This window comes from Alistipes sp. i18-0019-D1 (genome assembly GCF_042852885.1).
Taxonomy (GTDB): Bacteria; Bacteroidota; Bacteroidia; order Bacteroidales; family Rikenellaceae; genus Alistipes.
Genome location: NZ_AP031424.1, coordinates 1994065 through 2014673 on the forward strand (window position 1 = coordinate 1994065; position 20609 = coordinate 2014673).

The following is a 20609-nucleotide window of genomic DNA, read 5'->3' on the forward strand; positions in this document are numbered from 1 at the left end:
AACAGAAGTGTGCACCGACGTTATTTCATCACCACCTGCGTCTGACCGATCAGGCGGCCTTCGCAGTAAAGCTGGATCTGGTAGGTTCCGGCCGCGAATCCCGTCGAGTTATAGTAGATACCCACTTCGAGGTCCTGGTTCTGGTAGTCGACCTCGCGCATGGCCGAATAGCTCAACCGTTCGCCCTCGAATTCGAAGGTCGGCATCGCCTCGGTGGTCAGCACGTAGCCGTCGGGCGAGGTGATGCGCACGTAGACGGCCTTGTTGCCCGGCGTGGCCAGTTCGTTGGCCGCGAGCACGAAGTCGACGCGCAGGCGTGCGGCGTTCTTGACCCGCGAAACGGGCTTGCTGCGGTCGTTGAGCGCCGAGAGGCGGATGTCGCGGGCGCGGAGCACCGAACCCACCTTGACCTTGTTGTCCAGTTCGGCGGCTTTCTCCTCGGCCATGTCGGCGCGCAGCTTGGCCGACGAAATCTCCTTGCGGAAGCCGACGTTCTCCTTGATGAGCTTTTTGTTGAGCGTATTGAGCGAGTCGATCTGCTTCACGTAACCCTTCATGATCGTACGCAGCGTGCCGACCTCCTTTTCATACTGTTTGATCTTCGCGAGGTTCCACGAACGCTCCTTCTTGAGGCGCGTCATCAGCGAGTCGGCGCGTTCGCGTTCGAAGTTCAGCCCGGCCGAAATCGAGTCGTTCGAAATCCGGAGTCCGTCGTAGTCGGTCATCAGCCGTCCCAGGTCGTTCTGGATCGAGTCGCGGTCGGCCTGCAGCAGCTCGTTGTCGAGCATCTGCTGGCGGTGGATGCTGAAGTAGAGCACCGAGAGCGCCACCAGGATCACCGAGAGGATGATGATGACGATGCGGTAGCCGCGGATGGATTTGCCCGCATCGGGCTGCGGGGTGGTGTAGTCGTCGTCTTCGAATTCCGAAGGATCGTATCCCTGTTTGTTTTCCATAAAGTTGAATTTCTTTCCTCGTTTTCCCGCTTCGGCATGACCCGAATTTCGTTCGGCTCTGCGCTCTGCTTGACGAAAACGTTCGCTTTTGTCCCGCTAATATACGAAAAATTATTTTATCAGGCTCGTCACCGGATATTTCAATCCCTTATAACCCGAAATGTAGGCGTTGATGCTGCCGATCTTGACCGGCGATTCGATGTAGAGGGGGATTTTGTTGTCGTCGTCCGAAATCCAGATCGTGAAGATCGTGCCGTCGGTGAACGAGTAGCCCTCGGTCGTCCCCAGCTGGCACTCGAACTTGAGCGTGCGGAAGCGGCCCATGTTGCGGATCTTCTTGTTCTCGCGCCCCAGGTAGCGGTAGTGCAGGCGGCGGATGGTGTCCTGCAGGACCATTTGAAGCGTCGCCGGCTCACCGACGCGGAAATCCTCCGCCTCGGCCGACCGCAAGTTGAAGAAGAGCGCGATGGGGTCCATGCTCTCCGCCGTCAGCGACATCTGCTTCTCGCTGAAGGGGTTTTTGCGGCTCCGCCAGCGGGTATGGATGGTCGAGTCGGGCCAGATGTAGGTGTAGTAACTCTGGAAGGTGTAGTCGCCTTCGCGAATGTCGCTCACGAAGCGCACGGGGCGCAGCGACGCGGTGTCGATCCACACGGTGTAGACATCCTCCAGGTTGAAGAACCAGCGGTAGGTGGGCAGCGTGCGTCCTGCACCTTCGACCTTGTAGTAGGATTGGCCGTCGACCGTGTCTTCCGAGGTCTTGACCTCCACGGCCCCGACCTCCGTATTGGGGAACATCTTGGCTTTGTAGCTCACGCGGTAGAAGAGCTGTTCGCCCGGGTGGTAGAGCTGCGCGGCGAGGGGCGAGGCTGCGGCGAGCAGGAATATGGCGAGTAGGAACCGTTTCATCGGACAGTATTTTAATGGGTTAACGTGTTTTTGGGACGAAATATTACGAAATGCGTGAAAAATCGATCTCCTCGCGGCCCGAGTAGCGCCGCCGCAGGGCTTCGAGACCCCGGTTCTGCGGGTGCGCCAGCGCCGGGTCCGCGGCGAGTATTCCGGTGGCCGCCTCGCGCGAGACGGTGAGTATCTGTACGTCCGCCGTGGGGCTGGCGATTTTCAGATCAAATGCCATGCCGCTCTGCAATGTGCCGTTAATGTCGCCTGCGCCCCGCAGCTTGAGGTCGAGTTCCGCCAGGCGGAACCCGTCGTTGGTCTCGCACATCGCTTCGAGCCGCGCCCGCGACTCGCGCGAGAGCTTTTCGCCCGACATCAGGATGCAGTAGGACTGTTCGCCGCCGCGGCCCACGCGCCCGCGCAGCTGGTGGAGCTGCGAAAGCCCGAAACGCTCGGCCGACTCGATGACCATGACCGTCGCGTTGGGCACGTCGACGCCCACTTCGATCACCGACGTGGCCACGAGGATGTTGGCCTCGCCCGACTTGAACTGGCGCATCGACTCCTCCTTGTCGGCGGGCTTCATCTTGCCGTGGCAGATCGCCGTGACGTACTGCGGGAGCGGAAAGTCGCGCGAGATGGCCTCGTAACCGTCGGTGAGGTCCTTGTAGTCCATCGCCTCCGACTCCTTGATGAGCGGGTAGACGACGTAGACCTGCCGGCCCTTGGCGATCTCCTGCCGCATGAAGCCGAAAAGTTTCAGGCGCGCCGCATCCGTGTAATGAAACGTCTTGATCGGACGGCGCCCCGGGGGCAGTTCGTCGATCACTGACACGTCGAGGTCGCCGTAGAGGGTCATCGCCAGCGTGCGGGGAATCGGCGTGGCGGTCATCACGAGGATATGGGGCGGCTGTTCGTTCTTGGTCCAGAGCCGCGCGCGCTGCTCGACGCCGAAGCGGTGCTGCTCGTCGATGACGACGAAGCCCAGGTTGGCGAACTGCACGCGGTCCTCGATCAGCGCGTGCGTGCCGATGAGGATGTCCACTTCGCCCGAGGCGATGCCTTCGAGCGAAGCCCGGCGCTCTTTGGCTTTCGAGGCGCCGGTCAGGACAGCCACCTTGACATCCATCCCTTCGAGCATCCTGCTGATCGTGGAAAAATGCTGGCGGGCGAGGATTTCCGTCGGGGCCATCATGCAGGCCTGGAAGCCGTTGTCCACGGCCAGCAGCATCGACATCAGCGCCACGAGGGTCTTGCCGCTGCCGACATCGCCCTGCAACAGGCGGTTCATCTGGAACCCCGTCACGGTGTCGCGGCGGATCTCCTTGATGACGCGTTTCTGCGCCCCGGTGAGCGGGAAAGGAAGTTTTTCGGTGTAGAAGGTGTTGAACACGCCCCCGACCTTCGAGAAGAGGAAGCCGTTGCTTTTCGAGAGGCGCGCCGTGCGGCGCGACTGGATGTTGAGCTGCACGCCCAGCAGTTCGTCGAACTTCAGGCGGTACTGCGCCTGCCGCAGGGCCTCCTGCGATTGCGGGAAGTGGATGTTATAGATGGCGTCGCGCAGTGCGATCAGCCCGTACCGGGTGCGCACGGCCTCGGGAAGCGGGTCCGCGATGCGGTCCTTCGCGAGCGTCCAGGCGTTGCAGATGATCTGGTACATGCCCTTCGTGCCCAGGACGTTGCCCAGTTTTTCGGTCGAGGGGTAGATGCCCTGCATGCCGCTCTCGGCTTTGCGAGAGAGGGCCTGCTCCATGGTTTCCAGCTCGGGGTGGGCGATCGACAACTCGCCGCGGTAGAATGACGGGCGGCCGAAGACGAGGTATTCGCGTCCGACCTCGACGCGTTTTTCGATCCACTTGATACCCTGGAACCACACCAGTTCGGCCTGCCCCGTAGGGTCCTGCACGAAGGCCGTGAAGCGGCGTTTGCGCCCCGCACCGGCATAGGCGACGCCGGTCACACGGGCGCGGAACTGGACGTAGGACAGGCCCGCGGCGTCGGTGATTTCCGAGATGCGGTAGATGCGCGTGCGGTCGATATAGCGGAAGGGATAGTGGCTGAGCATGTCGCCCAGCGTGCGGATGCCCAACTCCCGTTCGAGGAGCTTGGCACGGGCCTCGCCGACGCCCGCTACGAATTTGATGTCGTTATCGAGTGTGTCCACCCGGCAAATATAGTGAAAGTCGAGCGCAATGCCAAACTTGTTTGAGCATTGCCGAGGCGCATCCTATGTTCTGTAAATATAGTGAAAGTCGAGCGCAATGCCAAACTTGTTTGAACATTGCCGGGGTGCGTTTTTCGTTCCGGGAGGCGCGATGGTCGGGATGCGGGGAATTACTCCTTCTCCTCGAGGGTGATGTCGACGCCCGATTTGGCGAAGGAACCTCTGTCCCAGCCTTTTCCTTTGGCTGTGCGGTCGGCCTCGGTGAATTCGACTGTGACCGTCTTTGCGGCGAAGTCGCCGCCGTTGGCCGGGCCGTCGATGTCGGTGAAGGTGATTTCGAGGTCTCCGCCGAAGTTTTGTCCTGAAAGTTCGTAGGAACCGTCGCTCCCGGTCGTTACGGGCCTGACGTCATAACTGTCGACCTCGATGTCCTTGATCGGCTGTCCGGCCTTGTCGGTCACCTTGCCCTTGATCTTGTAGTTGCTGTACGGGGTCCCGTACATGTCCGTCTGCCGTTTGGTCGAATCGCATGCCGTCGCGAATCCGAGCAGCGCGGCTGCCGCCAGCAATAGTTTCTCTTTCATGATGCCCGCATTTTAGAGATGTCCCGAAATGTAATGCTTTTTTTGCAGATTTCCAAATCGTTACTCTCTTTTTTGACGGTTTGGCCGCGTGACGGTCCGGCGGGTCTCAAATAAATTTGGCGCGGCGCGCAGCTTGCATTATCTTTGTGATTCCAAAAGCGAGGAAACAGATGAATCTTTCGAAATTCATGCGCCGTCCGGCGTGCGAAGTGCGCATCGGACCGGTTACGATCGGCGGCGGGCATCCCGTCGCCTGCCAGTCGATGACCAATACCGACACCAACGACACCGCTGCGTGCGTGGCCCAGATCGAACGCATCGGCCGCGCCGGGGGAAAGATCGTGCGCCTTACGGCGCAGGGCCGCCGCGAGGGTGAAAATCTGGGAAACATCGTCCGGCAGCTGCGTGCCGACGGTTTCCGGACAGCCGTTGTGGCCGACATCCACTTCGTGCCCGAAGTTGCGGCCATCGCCGCCAGGCATGTGGACAAGGTGCGTATCAATCCGGGAAATTACCGCCTCGACCGCGGCGATCTTCAGGCGCTGATCGCGCAGTGCCGCGAGCGGGGCGTCGCTCTGCGCATCGGCGTCAACCACGGATCGCTCGCCAAACGCGTCTTCGACGAATGGGGCGATACGCCCCAAGGCATGGTCGTCTCGGCCATGGAGTTTTTGCGGGTGTGCCGGGAATGCGATTTCGATCAGGTGGTGGTCTCGATGAAGTCGTCGAACACGCGCGTCATGGTCGCCGCCTACCGGCTGCTGGTCGAGGCGATGGATGCCGAGGGGATGCACTATCCGATTCATCTGGGCGTTACCGAGGCCGGAAACGGCATCGAGGGGCGCGTGAAGAGCGCCGTGGGTATCGGAGCGCTGATGGCCGACGGCATCGGCGACACGATCCGCGTTTCGCTGACCGAGGCTCCCGAAAACGAAATCCCCGTGGCACAGCTGCTCGTCGACCATTTCGCGGAACGTCCCGGTGAATTCGAAGTCCTGCATCCCGAACGCTACTTCCCGACCGGATACCGCCGCCGTTCGAAGGTGACGGTTCCCGTCGTGCACACCGAGCCGCTGGAGGGTTTCCGGGTGCTCGAAGCCCTTTCGGGCAACCCGACGGCCGAGTTGCGCGCCGCGATCCTGAATCTCGACATCCCCGACGAACCGGTGGTCGTAAAACGCCGTTACGAAGAGCGTTCGCTGGAGACGCTCGCCGTGAAGGCCGCCGCCGACCTGGGACCTCTGCTGCTCGACGGCCTGGCCGACGGCATCTGGATCGATGCCCCGGGCTTCTCGGAAACGGAGATTCGAGACATTGAGCTGATGATTCTGCAGGCCGCGCGCGTGCGTTTCTCGCACACCGAGTACATCGCCTGCCCTTCGTGCGGACGCACGCTTTACGACATCGAGAAGGCCCTCGCCGACATCAAGGCCCGCACGTCGCACCTGAAAAACCTCCGGATCGGCGTGATGGGCTGCATCGTCAACGGTCCCGGCGAGATGGCCGACGCCGACTACGGCTATGTGGGTGCCGGACCGGGCCGCATCACCCTCTACAAGGGCCGGACGGTCGTCGAGCGCAACATTCCGCAGGAGGAGGCCCTCGACCGGTTGGTGGAGCTGATTCGAACAAACGGGGATTGGATTGAGCCATGACCGTGCTTCCCCTCGCATACCTTCCCTCGGTGGAGTATTTCACGCACCTCCTGCGCGGCGGTTGCGTCGTGGACCTCGGCGAGCACTTCGTGAAGCGTTCCGAGCGCAACCGTGCGCGGATACTGGCCTCGGACGGCGTGATGGAGCTGACCGTGCATGTCCGCAATGCCAACCGTCCCCGCCAGAGGGTGTGCGACGTGCGTCTCGACTACTCCAAACGCTGGCAGCACCAGCATTGGGGCGCGCTGGTAGCCTCTTATAAATCGTCGCCCTATTTCGATTTTTACGCCGGGCGGTTCGAGCCTTTCTACCGCCGGGAGTGGGAATTCCTCGCCGATTACAACCTGGGCCTGCTCGAAGTGATGTGCTCGCTGGCCAAAGTGCCGATGCCCGAACTCTCCCGGACGTATGTCGAGGCGGCGCCCGGAGACCTCGACCTGCGCCCCAAGCGCAAGGAAGGCCCGGCGATCGTCGCCGAGCCTTATTTCCAGGTCTTCTCCGAGAGGATGCCTTTCGTCCCTAATTTGTCGTTTGCGGACCTGCTGTTCGCCGAAGGACCTGCGTCCGTTTCGGTTTTAGGACGTTGCCGACAAGGATAGTCACACTGTCGCGCAGATCCCCCGCCGCCGCTTTCACCTCGACCCTGCCCCGTACCGCCACCGAATCGGTCCGGTACTGGAAGGGGGCGTATTCGCTCATCGCCAGCGTGTCTGCGCCGACGATCAGCGTCGGTGTCCCGGCCGACGAGTAGACACGGAACGCCTGCATGTCGTGGTCGCGCAGCTGCCGCCGCTTGTCGACGATATGCAGCGTCGGCTCTGCGTCGTTCCACATCGCCTTGTACAGGTAGTAGGCGTCCTTGTTCTCGCGGCGGTTGAGCGTCACGAGCCCTGCGCCGTTGATTCCGTAGGGACGGCGCGAGGAGCCGTAGTCGAACATGTTGTCGATCCATACGCCCCAGAACAGCGAATCGCTTTGCAGGTTTTTGGCGTACTCCTCGTGGAAGCGGGTCTGTTTCTCCTCGGGCATCCAGTTCGAACGAGGCTCGGCCTGCGCCGTGTAGCTCTTGTGTCCGAGGAATCCGCTGCCGCCGTAGCAGACGCCCGAGCGCAGGTGGGACCAGTTTTTTTGCAGCTGGTCCCGCCATACGATCACGTCGTCGGTCGAGCCGCGCCGCCAGCCGACGTCCTGCTGCCAGACGATCAGGTCGGTGATGAAATTGATGTCGCCGTTCTGGTCGCTGCAGGCGACCGTCGGACGCGAGGGGTCCATTGCGCGGGCCGCCTCGTTCAGCCGCCGGATGTAGGGCGTCACGTCGTCGCCGCGCATCCAGAGGCGCGAGAAGATGCCCCACATCACCACCGACGGGTGGTTGATGTTCTGGGCGACGATCTCCTGCAGCTGGTCCAGCCCGTTCTGCTCGAAGGCGGGCGTGGCGAAATAGGAGACGTCGCCGAGGAACGACGAGCGGTGCAGCGGGGCGTCGACCCAGACGAGCATTCCCTGCTCGTCGCACCGGTCGTAGAGGTACTGCGCGTGCGGCATGACCGCCGAACGCAGGGCGTTGGCTCCCATCGTGCGGATGATCCGCAGGTCGGCGTCGTAATCCTCCGGAGCCAGCGTGCCGCCCGAAAGGGCGTTGTCGTGGTAGAGCGTGACGCCGCGTACGGGCGTGCGTTCGCCGTTGATCGTCAGCCCTTCGGCCGTGCTGGCGCCGATCGAGCGGAAGCCCGTGCGGACGGCGACGCGGTCGGTGATGCTGTCCTCGCCGATGGAGGCCGTCACGGTGTAGAGCGCCGGGTCGCGCAGGCTCCACAGCGTCGGATTGTCCACCGAGAAGGCCACGGTGACGGGTTTGCCGTCGAGGCGCGCCTTCTGGCGTTTCGAGAAGACCCGCTCTCCCCGCGGACTGGTGATGTCGACGTTCAGCGTGCAGCTGTTGTCCCCCTTCGAGGTGATGTGGACCTCGATTTCGCCCTCGACCTTTTCGGGGCCGACCGTCTGCGGGTGTACGAGCACGCCGTCCGACCCGAGGTAGAGCGGCGAAACGGCTGTGCGCTCGGTGAGGATCAGTTCCGCCTCGCGGTAGATGCCGCCGTAGAGGTTCATGTCGGTCGAGGTGGGCAGCACGTCGTTGCGGCTGCTGTTGCTGACCACCACGAGCATCGAGTTGTCGCTTCCGAAACGGATTTTGTCGGTGATTTCGAACGTGAAGGCCGTGGCGCCGCCGCGGTGCGTGCCGACGTGATAGCCGTTGACGAAGAGGTCGGCGACCGACTGTACGCCGTAGAATTTCACGAAAAGGCGTTTCGAGGCCCATTCGACGGGGATATACATGCCGTTCTGGTAACTGCCCGTGGTTTCGAGCCAGTAGCCCTGGGCCAGCGGATCGGTGTTCCAGCTGTGGGGCAGGGTTACGTGGCGGGCGTTGTCGGAGGTTTTCTCCGATTTGAAGAAGAAGCGCCACCCTTCGTTGATCGGGAAGACCTCGCGGGCGCTGACTGTCGTCGCAACGACGGTCAGCAGCAGGAGAATCGTTAGGTATCTTTTCATGGCAGAGCCGGTTAAATGCTGTCCGATGCAAAGATAGTGCAAGCCGTGTGCAGAACCAAGCGCAGCTTGGGTTTTGCCGGTTCGCCTATCCGAGCGGAGGTTTATCTCCGGCAAAGATAATACAAGCCGGGCTGAAAATCAAACTTATCTGTGTTTGCCGCTGCGCCGTTTGTGTTCCGGCGGGAAAATGCGCACCGGGCGCAAAGCCGGAACGGGGTCCGGTTTCACGCCCGGCGGGCATCGGGGCTGGCAGGTACGAAAAAATGGCGGACCGCGCCTCTTCGGTCCGCCAAAAAGCAGGGGATGGATGTGAAACTTGTTAACTAAAAAACAACTCCTTGGGTGTCACCCCCTGCAGAGGGTCGCTTTTGCGGAGCCGGCACAGCCGGTTGCCGTGCCGGACCGCGAAGCGTGTGAAATTTAGTGTTTGATGGTAATCGTCATCTCCTCGCCCGTGACCTTGCCGTACTGGTAGGTGAAGCTCGGGGTTACTTTGATGATGATGTCCTGCAGCAGTGTAGCGCTGTTGTTGTTGTAGGTCAGCGTATTCTTCTCGGTGTTGATATATGCGGAAGCATCGCTGCCATCGGTATACTTGGCCGACTTCATCGTGAATACGATACCGGCGGTCTCTTTCGCTGTTTCAGGCGTTGCCTTGAAGACGTCGTAGGCTGTCTTGCCTTCGCCTACCGTAACGGCTTCCCAAGTCTTCGTATCTTTGTTGTATACGATCCACGACGTGCCGTCGGCGTCGATCAACTGGAGGTTTTCGAACAGATTGGCCGTAGTTGCCTCGTTGGCCTTGTAAGCGACCTCGATAGCCTTGGTCTGTGCCAGCGTCTTGATCGGAGTCTGGATCTTCACGCGCAGCGGCAGGGAAGCTACCTGGATGTTCGTCTCCTTGATCTTAACGACGGCCTTGATGTCGACATAGCTGCAGTTTGCTGCGCTCCAGTCGAGTTTGTCGTCGTCGACGGTGGCGTATTTGTCACTCTTGTTAGGCTTGCCGTCTACGGAGGTTACTTCGAACGTAAAGTCGTACTTCTCGGCATCTACCTTGCCGAAGTAGGTCGGCAGTGCGATGTTGGGCCACTCCCAGAGGTTGGTCTTTTCGTTGACCAGACCTTCGACTACGGTCGTCTTGACGCCTTCGATGTCGGTTACGTGTCCGGCATTGTATATCAGGTCGAAGCCGGGGATCGTGACATTGTAGTTGAACGTTACGGAAATCTTCTGGCCGTACCAGGTCGTCCATTCGGCTTTCTGCTCGAACTTGTCGCCCGTCGCGGTGATGTCCTTGGCATTCAGCACGCCCATCAGGGCCGATGCGGTGACGGTCATTGCCGTGCCGTTGGTGTTATTGATCACCGTGCCCTTCTCATTTGCTTTGTTGAAGAGTTTCGTTACGCCTGCGGGTGTTGCGGGATCGGTCGTAGCTGCGAAGATAGCTTCGGCGAACTCTGTTTCGCTGGCGAATCCGGCCTTGTTGGCTGCGTAAACATCCTTCCACGTCTTATTGACGGTCTTCGTCTCGTAGCCGATGGCGTTGTCGACAGTGTAGTTGACTGCTGCCGGAGCGGCTCCGAAGGCGATCTGGCCCTTCAGTTTGTAGTCGACGTTCTGGTATACATAGACATACTCGATGTCATAGGTCTTGCCCCACTCGTATGCATCTGCCTGAACGGAGGCTTTCACGCCCATGGCGATCTGGCTGGCGAATGCGGTGAATCGGATGCCGAGATCGTTGTCGACTTCTTTGCCGGCGACCTTGACCGTCGAACGGTCCGTGTCGAGGTTGCCCAGCGTGATGATATCCTCGATGGTGACGTCCTTCGGCAGGTCGATGTCGTTTACCAAAGCGATTTCGCCGAAGATGTTATCGGAGATCTCCGGGGTAGCGGTCTGGGCGGCGATGCCGTTCTTGACGAACGCATAGCTCCATGCCAGCGGTTTGGGAGTCTCCTTGAAGGTGAAGGTTGCGCCGGCCTGGTTGGTGATGATGTAGGTCTGCGGCTCCTCGATCGTTGCCGTCGTGGCCTTCCCGTCTACGTTGATCACGATTTTGTGTGCGCATACGACGTTCTTGCCTACGTCGCCGGAAACGCCTGCTGCACGGAAGTCCACCGTAGCGAGCTTCGTGTCGTAAACGAGTTTCGAGTTGTCGACGCGCAGGATGAATTTGCCGATCGCGGTTTTGTCCGTAATCTCGGTCGACTGGCTGGCGTCGGTATAGTATTTGGGCGTTACAGTGTAAGCGCCGATGCTGATTTTCGAGCCAAGCAGTTTGTTGACGTTGTCCAGCGTCATCAGGGTCTTGCCTCCGTCGAGCGAGGCCAGCAGCTGCGTATTCTCCAGCAGCGTCTTCTTGCTGACGGCCTGCTTGTTGAACGGCATTTCGATGGTGGCGAAGTCGTAAGCGACCGGCTCCTCATCCTTGGTGTAAAGACCGAGTTCGATCTCTTGAGCCTCGTCGGGCTTCATGATGTTGGCGAAGTTCGACAATACGTTGTTCTTTACCTCCGAGGCGGTTTCATCCTCGGCGCCGGTTCCGGGATTCACGGTGTTCTCGATCGAAAGGGCCAGCGTGATCCATTTTCCTTCTTTCTCATAAAGCTCACCAAGCTCTTCCGCCGACATGGTGGCGGTTACGGCGAACTTACCCTCCTCGATAAACTGAACGTCGGTGATGGTGGCTGCGGGAGTTGCCGTTGCGGCACGGGTTTTTATCTGCTCGGAGACAATAGCGAACGTCGCTTTTTCGTTAGTATAGGCATCTACGAGGTCTTTGGCCAGCGAGGCAGGCGTAACACGGTAGGTCAGCGTGACCATTCCGTTGCCGATGGGGGTAGCTCCGACCTTGTAGAAATCCATCATCGTATAAGTTTCGCCATAGCTGACATCCATGGTTCCGGGAACGTTTACCAGCGACTGGATGCGGTTGATCAGTGCAGCGACATCGGCCTGAAGTTGGGCGATGGTCTGCTTGAAGGCATTGAGTTCCGCAGTCAGGTCGCTCTTCTTCAGGTAGCCTTGCGTCGAGATGAGGCTGACGATCTGCCGGCTCAACGCAGAGTTGGCGTCCTCTACCGCTTTGGCGGCTGCCGAGTTCACGTTCTCGATCCAGGCTTTGTTGTTGACGACCATATATTCGTCGATGTACGAGGAGGCCTCTTCGCCGGCGATCTTGGTGATGGCGGTCTTGATGTCCTTCACGGCCGGGTCGTTGGTGATGGCGGCCAGAACGGCTGCGACAGCCTGATTCTTCACGGTAGTGGTCAGTTCGTTGTTTTTGGCCAGCTCTTCGAGAATACCTTTCTTGACCTCGCCGCCGATTTTGGACCAGAGGTCAGCGGCTTTGAGCTGATCCTCGATCAGTTTCTTCACCTGCGCTTCGCTTTGAAGGCCTTTGATCAGTTCCTGTACCTGTGTCACGGTCTGGAATCCGAGGTCTCCGACTTTCTTTTTGAGGTCGGCGTCCTTGACGTAGGCTGCCAGTTCCTGGCTCAATTCGGCGTCGGTGACGAATTTCGAAAAGTCGACATCCTTCAGTTTGTCGGAGATTGTCTGAAGGGCGGAAGCATCGGCCTTCAGTTCGACTTTCGCATTTAGATCATCGATCTTTTTGTTGATGTCGTCGATGTCGTCGTCGTAGTCCTTACACCCGACACCGGCCAGCATGGTTCCGGTTAAGAACAATGCCAAGAATTTCCTAAACAAGTTGTTGTTTTTCATAGTAAAAATGGTTGAAATGAAGATGTGTTTGTCTGTAGTTTTCAATTTGTTATCAGTATGCCCCACTTTTCTTATGGTATCATATATGATACGCATGGTGCAAATATATATATAAAAATTTGCACAACAAAATTTTTGTCCAAATTTTTGAAATGGGAATGAATTATCAGGATGAAATCCTTTATATCTCTACGAGGATCAAGGAGTTGAGGAAGGAGCGTAAGCTGACCGTACAGGAGCTGGCTTACCGGTGTGACATGGAAAGATCCAACTTGAGCCGCATCGAGGCGGGGCGGACTAATCTTACCGTAAAAACCATTTGCAGCATCTGTAATGCGTTGAGTGTTAACATGCGCGATGTAATACGTTAGGACGATATACCTATATTTATATATATTGCGCCTAATCGTTCGTTGTATGCTTTTTTTGGGCCGTTTCTTTAAAATTCGTATCTTTACGGTGATAATTTGAACGGCTTATTGAACACGCTTGATTTAATCGTCTGCCTCGTGCTGGTGCTGGCCGTCTGGAACGGATGGCGCCAGGGCTTTGTCGTGCAGATATGCTCCCTTGCGGGGATCGTGGCGGGCATCTGGCTCGCCGCGCGTTTCGGCGCGCAGGTCGGCGGATGGCTGCGGCTCGACGCCGAGGTAGCCGCTGCGGGCGGTTTCGTCACGGTGCTCGTCGCCGTGATCCTCGTCGTGGCGATTGCCGGCAGGCTGGTGCGCAAGGTCTTTCACTTTGCGGGATTGGGCATCGCCGACACGCTGCTGGGCATTGCGGTATCGGTTTTGAAGTATCTGCTCGTGCTGAGCGTGCTTTTTTCGGCCTTCGACACGCTGAACGAGGACTATTGCCTCGTGGGGCTGCAGACGATCGAGCAGTCGAAAAGCTACAAGCTTGTCCGGCGGCTCTCCGAATCCATTTTTCCTTTTCTGGAATGGGTCGGCGGGCAGGTTCCCCGGCAGACGGAAAAAACGGAGGCCGATGGATAGGAAGTTTACAGCCACAGTGGTCCGGGCGACGGGCAGCTGGTACGACGTGCTGCACGACGGCGCGACGGTGCGTTGCCGCATCCGGGGTCGGCTGCGCCTGAAAGGGGTGCGTTCGACCAACCCGGTGGTGGTGGGCGACGAGGTGGTGTGCGAGGCCGACGAGGGAGGCGACTACGTGATCGCCGACATCCTGCCGAGGCGCAACTACGTGATCCGCCGTGCTTCGAACCTTTCGAAAGAATCGCACATCATCGCCGCCAACGTCGACCAGGCGCTGTTGATGGCGTCGCTGCGTTCGCCCGAGACGCCCACGGAGTTCGTGGACCGTTTCCTGGTGACCTGCGAGGCCTACAAGGTCCCGGTGACGATCCTCCTGTCGAAGATCGACCTGCAGGATGCGGAGGCCGTCGCGGAGTTCCGCGCGGTCTACGAGGGGGCCGGTTACCGGGTGCTGGAGGTGTCGGCCAGGAAGGGCCTGGGCGTGGAGGAGGTCCGAGAACTGCTCACGGGACGCACGACCCTCGTTTCGGGAAATTCGGGCGTCGGGAAATCGACGCTGATTCAGGCCATTGACCCCTCGCTGGACATCCGCACGGGCGAAATCTCCGAAAGCCACCACAAGGGGCGTCATACGACGACCTTCTCGACGATGTACCCCTTGGCCGGGGGCGGCGCGGTGATCGACACGCCGGGCATCAAGGGTTTCGGGCTGATCGACATCGACGAGGCGGAACTGTGGCACTATTTTCCCGAAATGATGCGCGCGGCCCCCGGCTGCCGTTTCTACAACTGCACCCACACCCACGAACCGGGCTGTGCGGTGGTCGAAGCCGTGAAGGCGGGCGAAATCGCCTGGCCGCGGTACGAAAGCTACCTGAAAATACTCGACGAAGATGAAAAATACCGCAAATAACGACTCTCCGGGACCGGATTTCGATTTCGGGCCTGACGCCGCGCGCGACGCCGAACGCATCGCCTGCCTCGCCGGGTTCATGACACCGGAACGGTATGCCGTTTTGCGGAAGACGGTCTCCATGCGCACGCGCTACATGACCGTGCTGGCCGAGAACATGTACCACGGACAGAACGCCGCGGCGCTGATCCGCCATTGCGAGGCGTTCGGCGTGCAGGAAATGCACACCGTGGAGACGCTCTGCCCGTTCGAACCCAATCCCGACATTGCGCGCGGCACGCACCAGTGGGTCGACGTGTGCCGCCACGCCTCGACGGGCGAGGCCATTGCCGCCCTCAAAGGTGCCGGTTACCGGATCGTGGCCACCACGCCCCACCGCGAGGATGTGACGCCCGAGACATTCGATGTCGGGCGGGGACCTTTCGCGCTGGTCTTCGGGACGGAACACGCCGGGATTTCCGACGAGGTGATCGCCTCGGCCGACGAATTCCTGCGCATCCCGATGTGTGGCATGGTCGAGAGCCTGAACGTCTCGGCCTCGGCGGCGATCCTGATCTACACGCTCTCCGAACGCATGCGCCTCACGGTCGGCGGCTGGCGGATGTCCGACGCCGAACAGGCCGAAACGCTCTGCCGCTGGATGCGGCGCAGCGTGAAGGACTCCGAAGCGATTTTGCAGCGCAGCGGTATGACTCTGGATTTATAGGAGGATTCGGCGTCTTTGACCCGAATCCGCATAAATGGATAATAGTATGATTCTCCGTAAACAATTTCTGGCGCATGTCGCCCAGACCTCCCCGTCGCCGATGCTGGTGGAGGTCGCGCGCGCCGAAGGCTCGTTTTTCTATACGCCCGGGGGCAAGCGTTATTTCGACCTGGTGGCCGGGGTTTCGGTCAGCAACGTCGGGCATTGCAATCCGGCCGTGGTGCGCGCCGTGCAGGAGCAGGCCGCGCGCTACATGCATGTGATGGTCTACGGCGAGCTGGTCGAGACGCCGCAGGTGGAGTATGCCGCCAGGATCGCGTCGCTGCTGCCCGCGCCGCTCGGAAGCGTCTATTTCGTCAACTCGGGCGCCGAGGCGGTCGAGGGGGCTTTGAAACTGGCGAAACGTTTTACCCGGCGTACGGAGATCGTCTCCATGCGCCGCGCCTACCACGGGTCGACGCACGGTGCGATGAGCATGATGGGCGCGCCCGAGGGCGAGGAGTGGAAAGGGGCGTTCCGGCCTCTGCTGCCCGACGTGCAGGCCGTGGAGTTCAACGATTTTTCCGAACTGGAGCGCATCACGCACCGCACGGCCTGTGTGCTGGCCGAGCCGGTGCAGGGTGAAGCGGGTGTCCGTCCGCCCCGTCCGGGTTATCTGGAAGCGTTGCGCAGGCGCTGCGACGAAGTCGGCGCGCTGCTGATTTTCGACGAGATACAGACCGGCATGGGCCGTACGGGCGAGTTGTTCGCCATGCTCAAATACGGCGTCACGCCTGATATCGTCTGCCTGGCCAAAGCCTTCGGCGGGGGCATGCCCCTCGGGGCGTTCGTCGCGCGCCACGAGGTGATGGATACGTTGCAGGAGAACCCCGTGCTGGGGCACATCACCACTTTCGGAGGTCATCCGGTCTGCTGTGCGGCGGGACTCGCGGCGCTGAATTACCTGGTGGACAACCGGGTGGTCGAAACGGTCGAAACGAAGGGTGCGTTGTATGAAATGCTGCTGAAGGATCATCCCGCCGTGCGGGAAATCCGCCGCAGCGGCCTGCTGCTGGCCGTCGAGCTGGGCGAATCGGCAAAACTTTACCGCATCATGGAACTTTTCAAGGAGGAGGGCATCTTGAGCGACTGGTTCCTGTTCTGCGACACGGCGTTCCGCATTTCACCGCCCCTCACGATCTCGGAAGAGGAGGTGCGCGAAAGCGCGGCGATCATCCTGGATTGCCTGAATCGGGTCTGAAAGACCCGTTTTAGGGGCGGTGGTTGGTCGCAGGTTTTCGTCCTGTTCTGCGCTCCGTCGTAAATTTCCGGTGATTTATTCTGTGGCGAATGCTTTCAGCCGGGCGATCTCCTCGGCCCAGCGCGCTTCGTCCGGGGTTTCGAGGATCAGCGGAATGCCGTCGAAACGCTTGTCGGAAGCGATGTAGCGGAAGCATTCCATGCCGATCATTCCCTCGCCCAGCGGCGTGTGGCGGTCGACGCGGCTGCCCAGAATCTTCATCGCATCGTTCAGGTGCATGCCTTTCAGGTATTCGAATCCGACGACGCGTTCCAGTTCGGCGAACGTGGCGTCGCACGCCTCGCGCGTCCGGAGGTCGTACCCCGCCGCGAAGGCGTGGCAGGTGTCGATGCAGACGCCCACCCTCGATTTGTCCTCCACGCGTCCGATCAGGTAGGCGAGGTGCTCGAAGCGGAATCCGAGGTTCGAACCCTGCCCCGCGGTGTTCTCGATCACCGCCGTCACGCCGTGCGTGCGGTCGAGCGCCAGGTTGATCGACTCGGCGATCCGGTCGAGCGACTCCTGCTCGGTGATCTTTTGCAGGTGGCTGCCGGGATGGAAGTTCAGCCGGTCGAGGCCCAGCAGCTCGCACCGCTGCATTTCGTCGAGGAACGCCGCACGCGATTTTTCGAGCGGTTCCTTCTCGGGATGTCCGAGGTTGATCAGGTACGAGTCGTGGGGCAGAATCTGTGCGGGGGTGTAGCCGTACCGTTCGCACGCCTTGCGGAAGGCGTCGATCTCGCCCGTGGCAAGCGGCTTGGCCACCCACTGCCGCTGGTTCTTGGTGAAAAGGGCGAAGCCCGTGGCTCCGATAGCGTGTGCGTTGGCCGGGGCGTTCTCCACGCCGCCCGCAGCGCTTACGTGCGCTCCGAAATATTTCATAGTTGGTCCTTTCCGTTTAACTTTCAGACAAAGTTAAAGTTTTTATAAATAAATTCATAAATTTGTAGATTGAAAATCAAATACAATCGCTTCGTTATGAAACATTTTTACCTGATTCTCGCGCTGGCGTCACTCGTCGGGTCCTCCGTTCCGGCCTCGGCCCAGATTTCAATCGACGAAGTCAATGCCGAGCGGCGGAACGTGACGTTCCGCGACCGGCTGAAATCCACGTCCGTCGACGCCGATTATTTCAGCCTCGCCCGCTACAAGGCCGAGCGCGCCGCCATCCGTAAGGAGCGCAACTACCTCGAATTCGGCGGCGGCCTGCAGGGAACGCTGACTTCGTACAACGACCCCTGGATCTCGGTGTCGGGCGGTGACAACTCCATTGCGCTGGTGGCGACCTTCAACCTGCGGCATATCTTCAAGAAGAACCTCTTTTCCATCGAAACCAAGTTCAATGCCAAGCTGGGCTACAACCGCATGAAGGTCGAGACGCAGCGCGTGGGACCGGACGGCAAGCCGATGGTCGACGAGAGCGGTAACAAGATCATGGACAGCGAAGGCGTATGGTTCAAGAATCAGGACGAGTTCGTCATCTGGGTGAATCCGGCGTTCGAAATGGCGAAGAACTGGTCTTACGGCTCCACGTTCCAGTTCCGCAGCCAGTTTGTCAACGGTTACAAATCGCGCTCCGAGCAGGAGAAGAAGCACCTCAAGAGCAAGTTCATGACCCCGGGTTACCTCGATATTTCGCTGGGTATCACCTATAAAAGCCCCAAGAAGAAATTTCCCATCACGGTCAACATGTCTCCGCTCGCCTTGAGCGGAACTTTCGCCGAGAGCGACTGGATCCGCATGCGGCAGGTGGGCGATGACGGCAAGGAGATCAAACCGGCTTATCCCTATGGTATCGAGGACCCCGAGAAGACCTCGAAATACGAGGGCGGTTCGTCGGTCGAGATCGGTTTCGACCGCACGTTCGGCAAGACGGGCTACCTGCGCTACCGCACCACGATCTTCTCATTTTACGGCTGGATTACCGACATCGGCCAAAAGAACAAGATCAGCGACTACACCAAGTATCTGGAGGCGTACGACAAGTGGGCCGATAAGGAGGATACCAGCGTCGGGCATGACATCAAGGACAAGCCCCGTCTGCCGATCCATCCCACGGTGCGCTGGGAAAATACGCTCGAAATCAAGGCGACGAAATACCTTTCCACGAAGGTTAGTTTCCAACTCTACTACAACCGGGCGCAGAATGTCGACGTGCAGACGCAGACTTATTTGCAGGTGGGACTTACCTACACTTTCAAGAATAAGCCGAAACCCTGATCGGCAGCTATTTAAACGCAAATGTACAAAAACTCGAAACACACCGTCCTCTTCCCGCTGTTGCTGGCCGCGGGAGTCGTGCTGGGCCTCGTTCTGGGCCAGTATTTGGGCCGCAACACCACCACGTCGCAGCTCAAGGGCATGCTCAGCCGCATGGCGCTGCCCAACAACAAACTCTCCTATACGCTCTCGCTGATCGAGAACCAGTATGTCGACTCGGTGTCGATGGACTCGCTCGCCGAGCACGTCATTCCGATGCTGGTCAAGGAGCTGGACCCCCATTCGGTCTATATTCCCGCCGCGGAAATGCAGGCCCTGAACGAACCCCTCGAAGGGGAGTTCGACGGCATCGGCGTGGTCTTCAACATGGCTACCGACACGGTGATCGTGCTGAACGTCATTCCGCAGGGCCCGAGCGACAAGGCCGGCGTCAAGGCCGGGGACCGCATTGTCGAGATCGGCGATTCGCTTGTCGCCGGGCGTAAGATTCCCCAGAACAACGTCGTCAAGATGCTGCGCGGGCCGCGCGGTACGACGGTTCGTCTCGGTCTCGAACGGCAGGGCATCTCCGATCTGGTCGAGGTCGAGGTCGTGCGCGGCGTCATTCCCATCAGGAGCATCGAATCGGCCTTCCGCATCGCCGACGGCGTGGGATACGTCAAGCTGGGGCAGTTCGCGCGGACCACTTTCGACGAATTCCGCAAGGCGCTGGCGTCGCTGCGCGCCGAAGGGGTGACGAAGCTGATTTTCGACCTGCGGGGCAATTCGGGCGGGTTTCTCGACCAGGCGATCGCCGTGGCCAACGAGTTCCTGCACGAGGGCCAGCTGATCGTCTACACCGAGGACCGCCGTCACGAGCAGCTGCGCGAATACGCCGACGGCAAAGGCTCGGCGCAGGACATGGAGGTCGTGGTGCTGATCGACGAGGGAAGCGCCTCGTCGAGCGAAATTCTCGCCGGAGCGTTGCAGGACAACGACCGTGGTACGATTATTGGTCGTCGTTCGTTCGGCAAGGGTCTCGTACAGCGTCAGATACCGTACAGCGACGGATCGGCCCTGCGGCTGACCACGGCGCGCTACTATACGCCGACGGGCCGCTCGATCCAGAAGCCCTACACGATCGGGGACGACGCGGACTACGAGGAGGATCTTTGGAACCGTTACCGGAACAACGAGTTTTTCTCGGCCGACAGCATCCATTTCGCCGACTCGCTCAAGCGGGTGACGCCGGGCGGAAAGGTGGTCTACGGCGGCGGCGGCATCATGCCGGACGTGTTCATTCCGGCCGATACGACCGACGTGACGAAGTATTTCGTCGAGGTGGCGGGCCGCAATATCCTCTACCGCTACACGATCGAGTACGCCGACCGTCACCGCGAGGCGCTCAATGCAGTGAAGACCATCGATGAGCTGCAGGCGCTGCTCGACAGCGACAAGACCCTTGTGGATGATTTCGTCCGCTATGCCGCCCGGAAGGGCGTTGCGCCGCGCTACGGCGACATCGCCCGTTCGCGGAAGCTGATCGAGGCCCAGCTCCGGGCCTATATCGGCCGCAATACGGCGTTGGAGGACAATGGGTTTTACGCAAACATCTATCCCGTGGACAACGTCGTCGTACGCGCCATCGGGATCTTAAAGGAAGCGAATAAAAATGATTAAAAAACTGATCGGTATCGTTGTGGCCGTGGCGGTGGTTGTCATCATCGTCGTAGCGGCCATCCGGCGCGACAACTTCCAGTCGATGGTGCAGCGCGATGAATTGCTCAACGGCGTCGAGCCGGCCGCGGAACCCCCGCACCTGATCTCGCCCGCCGAACTCGACGTTCCGGCCGAAGGCGCTCCGGCCCCCGGGACGGTCGACTCGTTGAGCGTCGAAATTACGGATTCGCTTCCGTAAGCCGGGATCGGTATGTATGAAACGGCGGCCCCCGTATCAGGGGCCGCCGTTTTTC

Annotated in this window: 17 protein-coding genes; 10 read left to right on the top strand and 7 right to left on the bottom strand. The window is 59.9% G+C overall.

Annotation, left to right across the window (positions count from 1 at the left end; all coding sequences use genetic code 11):
* Nucleotides 1–20 precede the first annotated feature (20 nt).
* From ACGHP5_RS08225 to ACGHP5_RS08240, 4 genes are all read right to left on the bottom strand, one after another.
* Complete coding sequence (locus tag ACGHP5_RS08225) at nucleotides 21–956, bottom strand: hypothetical protein (RefSeq protein WP_290532655.1); 936 nt, start codon at nucleotides 954–956, stop codon at nucleotides 21–23.
* A 111-nt stretch (nucleotides 957–1067) separates the two neighbouring features.
* The gene (locus ACGHP5_RS08230; RefSeq protein ID WP_290532654.1) at nucleotides 1068–1865 is read right to left on the bottom strand and encodes a DUF3108 domain-containing protein; all 798 of its coding nucleotides are present in this window, start codon (nucleotides 1863–1865) and stop codon (nucleotides 1068–1070) included.
* A gap of 43 nt (nucleotides 1866–1908) precedes the next feature.
* Nucleotides 1909–4020 (bottom strand): ATP-dependent DNA helicase RecG, encoded by a 2112-nt coding sequence (gene recG / locus ACGHP5_RS08235; RefSeq protein WP_295941468.1) that lies wholly within the window; start codon nucleotides 4018–4020, stop codon nucleotides 1909–1911.
* A gap of 170 nt (nucleotides 4021–4190) precedes the next feature.
* Nucleotides 4191–4604 (bottom strand): radical SAM-associated putative lipoprotein, encoded by a 414-nt coding sequence (locus tag ACGHP5_RS08240; RefSeq protein ID WP_295941470.1) that lies wholly within the window; start codon nucleotides 4602–4604, stop codon nucleotides 4191–4193.
* Between the two features lie 170 nt (nucleotides 4605–4774).
* Here ACGHP5_RS08240 and ispG point away from each other — a divergent pair, with 170 nt between their 5' ends.
* Both ispG and ACGHP5_RS08250 read left to right on the top strand, forming a co-directional pair.
* Nucleotides 4775–6259, top strand: a complete 1485-nt coding sequence (gene ispG / locus ACGHP5_RS08245) for a (E)-4-hydroxy-3-methylbut-2-enyl-diphosphate synthase (RefSeq protein ID WP_390566177.1) — start codon at nucleotides 4775–4777, stop codon at nucleotides 6257–6259.
* Nucleotides 6256–6858, top strand: a complete 603-nt coding sequence (locus tag ACGHP5_RS08250) for a WbqC family protein (protein WP_337657203.1) — start codon at nucleotides 6256–6258, stop codon at nucleotides 6856–6858. The genes ispG and ACGHP5_RS08250 overlap by 4 nt, the downstream gene beginning before the upstream one ends.
* Here ACGHP5_RS08250 and ACGHP5_RS08255 read toward each other — a convergent pair.
* Together ACGHP5_RS08255 and ACGHP5_RS08260 are read right to left on the bottom strand one after the other, a co-directional pair.
* On the bottom strand, nucleotides 6779–8812 hold the full coding sequence (locus ACGHP5_RS08255; RefSeq protein ID WP_337771432.1) for a glycoside hydrolase family 2 TIM barrel-domain containing protein: 2034 nt from the start codon (nucleotides 8810–8812) through the stop codon (nucleotides 6779–6781). The genes ACGHP5_RS08250 and ACGHP5_RS08255 overlap by 80 nt on opposite strands.
* Before the next feature lie 420 nt (nucleotides 8813–9232).
* Entirely contained in the window at nucleotides 9233–12514 is a 3282-nt protein-coding gene (locus ACGHP5_RS08260; RefSeq protein ID WP_390566179.1) for a hypothetical protein, read from the bottom strand.
* Nucleotides 12515–12702: 188 nt separating this feature from the next.
* Between ACGHP5_RS08260 and ACGHP5_RS08265 the strand changes: the two genes are divergently transcribed.
* The 5 genes from ACGHP5_RS08265 (at nucleotide 12703) to ACGHP5_RS08285 (ending at nucleotide 16398) form a co-directional block, all read left to right on the top strand.
* Nucleotides 12703–12915, top strand: coding sequence for a helix-turn-helix domain-containing protein (locus ACGHP5_RS08265; protein ID WP_022061938.1), 213 nt, complete (start codon nucleotides 12703–12705; stop codon nucleotides 12913–12915).
* A gap of 96 nt (nucleotides 12916–13011) precedes the next feature.
* Nucleotides 13012–13539: a CvpA family protein gene (locus ACGHP5_RS08270; protein ID WP_390566181.1), complete on the top strand. Its 528-nt coding sequence runs from the start codon at nucleotides 13012–13014 to the stop codon at nucleotides 13537–13539.
* Nucleotides 13532–14452, top strand: a complete 921-nt coding sequence (gene rsgA, locus ACGHP5_RS08275; RefSeq protein WP_290532647.1) for a ribosome small subunit-dependent GTPase A — start codon at nucleotides 13532–13534, stop codon at nucleotides 14450–14452. The genes ACGHP5_RS08270 and rsgA overlap by 8 nt, the downstream gene beginning before the upstream one ends.
* On the top strand, nucleotides 14433–15158 hold the full coding sequence (locus ACGHP5_RS08280) for a TrmH family RNA methyltransferase (RefSeq protein ID WP_390566183.1): 726 nt from the start codon (nucleotides 14433–14435) through the stop codon (nucleotides 15156–15158). Before rsgA ends, ACGHP5_RS08280 begins: the two co-directional genes overlap by 20 nt.
* A 46-nt stretch (nucleotides 15159–15204) precedes the next feature.
* Nucleotides 15205–16398 (top strand): aspartate aminotransferase family protein, encoded by a 1194-nt coding sequence (locus ACGHP5_RS08285; protein WP_390566185.1) that lies wholly within the window; start codon nucleotides 15205–15207, stop codon nucleotides 16396–16398.
* A 75-nt stretch (nucleotides 16399–16473) separates the two neighbouring features.
* On the opposite strand, the gene nfo is transcribed toward ACGHP5_RS08285, so the two are convergent.
* Complete coding sequence (gene nfo, locus ACGHP5_RS08290; protein ID WP_290532645.1) at nucleotides 16474–17319, bottom strand: deoxyribonuclease IV; 846 nt, start codon at nucleotides 17317–17319, stop codon at nucleotides 16474–16476.
* A gap of 96 nt (nucleotides 17320–17415) precedes the next feature.
* Here nfo and ACGHP5_RS08295 point away from each other — a divergent pair, with 96 nt between their 5' ends.
* The 3 genes from ACGHP5_RS08295 to ACGHP5_RS08305 are packed head-to-tail and all read left to right on the top strand — an operon-like array spanning nucleotide 17416 to nucleotide 20554.
* The gene (locus tag ACGHP5_RS08295) at nucleotides 17416–18657 is read left to right on the top strand and encodes a DUF3078 domain-containing protein (RefSeq protein WP_295901260.1); all 1242 of its coding nucleotides are present in this window, start codon (nucleotides 17416–17418) and stop codon (nucleotides 18655–18657) included.
* Nucleotides 18658–18678: 21 nt separating this feature from the next.
* Entirely contained in the window at nucleotides 18679–20316 is a 1638-nt protein-coding gene (locus tag ACGHP5_RS08300; protein WP_290532643.1) for a S41 family peptidase, read from the top strand.
* Entirely contained in the window at nucleotides 20309–20554 is a 246-nt protein-coding gene (locus tag ACGHP5_RS08305) for a hypothetical protein (protein WP_337757122.1), read from the top strand. Before ACGHP5_RS08300 ends, ACGHP5_RS08305 begins: the two co-directional genes overlap by 8 nt.
* The last annotated feature ends 55 nt before the right edge of the window (nucleotides 20555–20609 follow it).

Bases quoted from the DNA above. Each gene is read 5' to 3' on its own strand.
- ACGHP5_RS08295 (WP_295901260.1), top strand. From the start codon at position 17,416: ATGAAACATTTTTACCTGATTCTCGCGCTGGCGTCACTCGTCGGGTCC.
- ACGHP5_RS08300 (WP_290532643.1), top strand. From the start codon at position 18,679: ATGTACAAAAACTCGAAACACACCGTCCTCTTCCCGCTGTTGCTGGCC.
- ACGHP5_RS08255 (WP_337771432.1), bottom strand. From the start codon at position 8,812: ATGAAAAGATACCTAACGATTCTCCTGCTGCTGACCGTCGTTGCGACG.
- rsgA (WP_290532647.1), top strand. From the start codon at position 13,532: ATGGATAGGAAGTTTACAGCCACAGTGGTCCGGGCGACGGGCAGCTGG.
- ACGHP5_RS08305 (WP_337757122.1), top strand. From the start codon at position 20,309: ATGATTAAAAAACTGATCGGTATCGTTGTGGCCGTGGCGGTGGTTGTC.
- nfo (WP_290532645.1), bottom strand. From the start codon at position 17,319: ATGAAATATTTCGGAGCGCACGTAAGCGCTGCGGGCGGCGTGGAGAAC.
- ACGHP5_RS08280 (WP_390566183.1), top strand. From the start codon at position 14,433: ATGAAAAATACCGCAAATAACGACTCTCCGGGACCGGATTTCGATTTC.
- ACGHP5_RS08225 (WP_290532655.1), bottom strand. From the start codon at position 956: ATGGAAAACAAACAGGGATACGATCCTTCGGAATTCGAAGACGACGAC.
- ACGHP5_RS08230 (WP_290532654.1), bottom strand. From the start codon at position 1,865: ATGAAACGGTTCCTACTCGCCATATTCCTGCTCGCCGCAGCCTCGCCC.
- ispG (WP_390566177.1), top strand. From the start codon at position 4,775: ATGAATCTTTCGAAATTCATGCGCCGTCCGGCGTGCGAAGTGCGCATC.
- ACGHP5_RS08250 (WP_337657203.1), top strand. From the start codon at position 6,256: ATGACCGTGCTTCCCCTCGCATACCTTCCCTCGGTGGAGTATTTCACG.
- ACGHP5_RS08265 (WP_022061938.1), top strand. From the start codon at position 12,703: ATGAATTATCAGGATGAAATCCTTTATATCTCTACGAGGATCAAGGAG.
- ACGHP5_RS08285 (WP_390566185.1), top strand. From the start codon at position 15,205: ATGATTCTCCGTAAACAATTTCTGGCGCATGTCGCCCAGACCTCCCCG.
- ACGHP5_RS08240 (WP_295941470.1), bottom strand. From the start codon at position 4,604: ATGAAAGAGAAACTATTGCTGGCGGCAGCCGCGCTGCTCGGATTCGCG.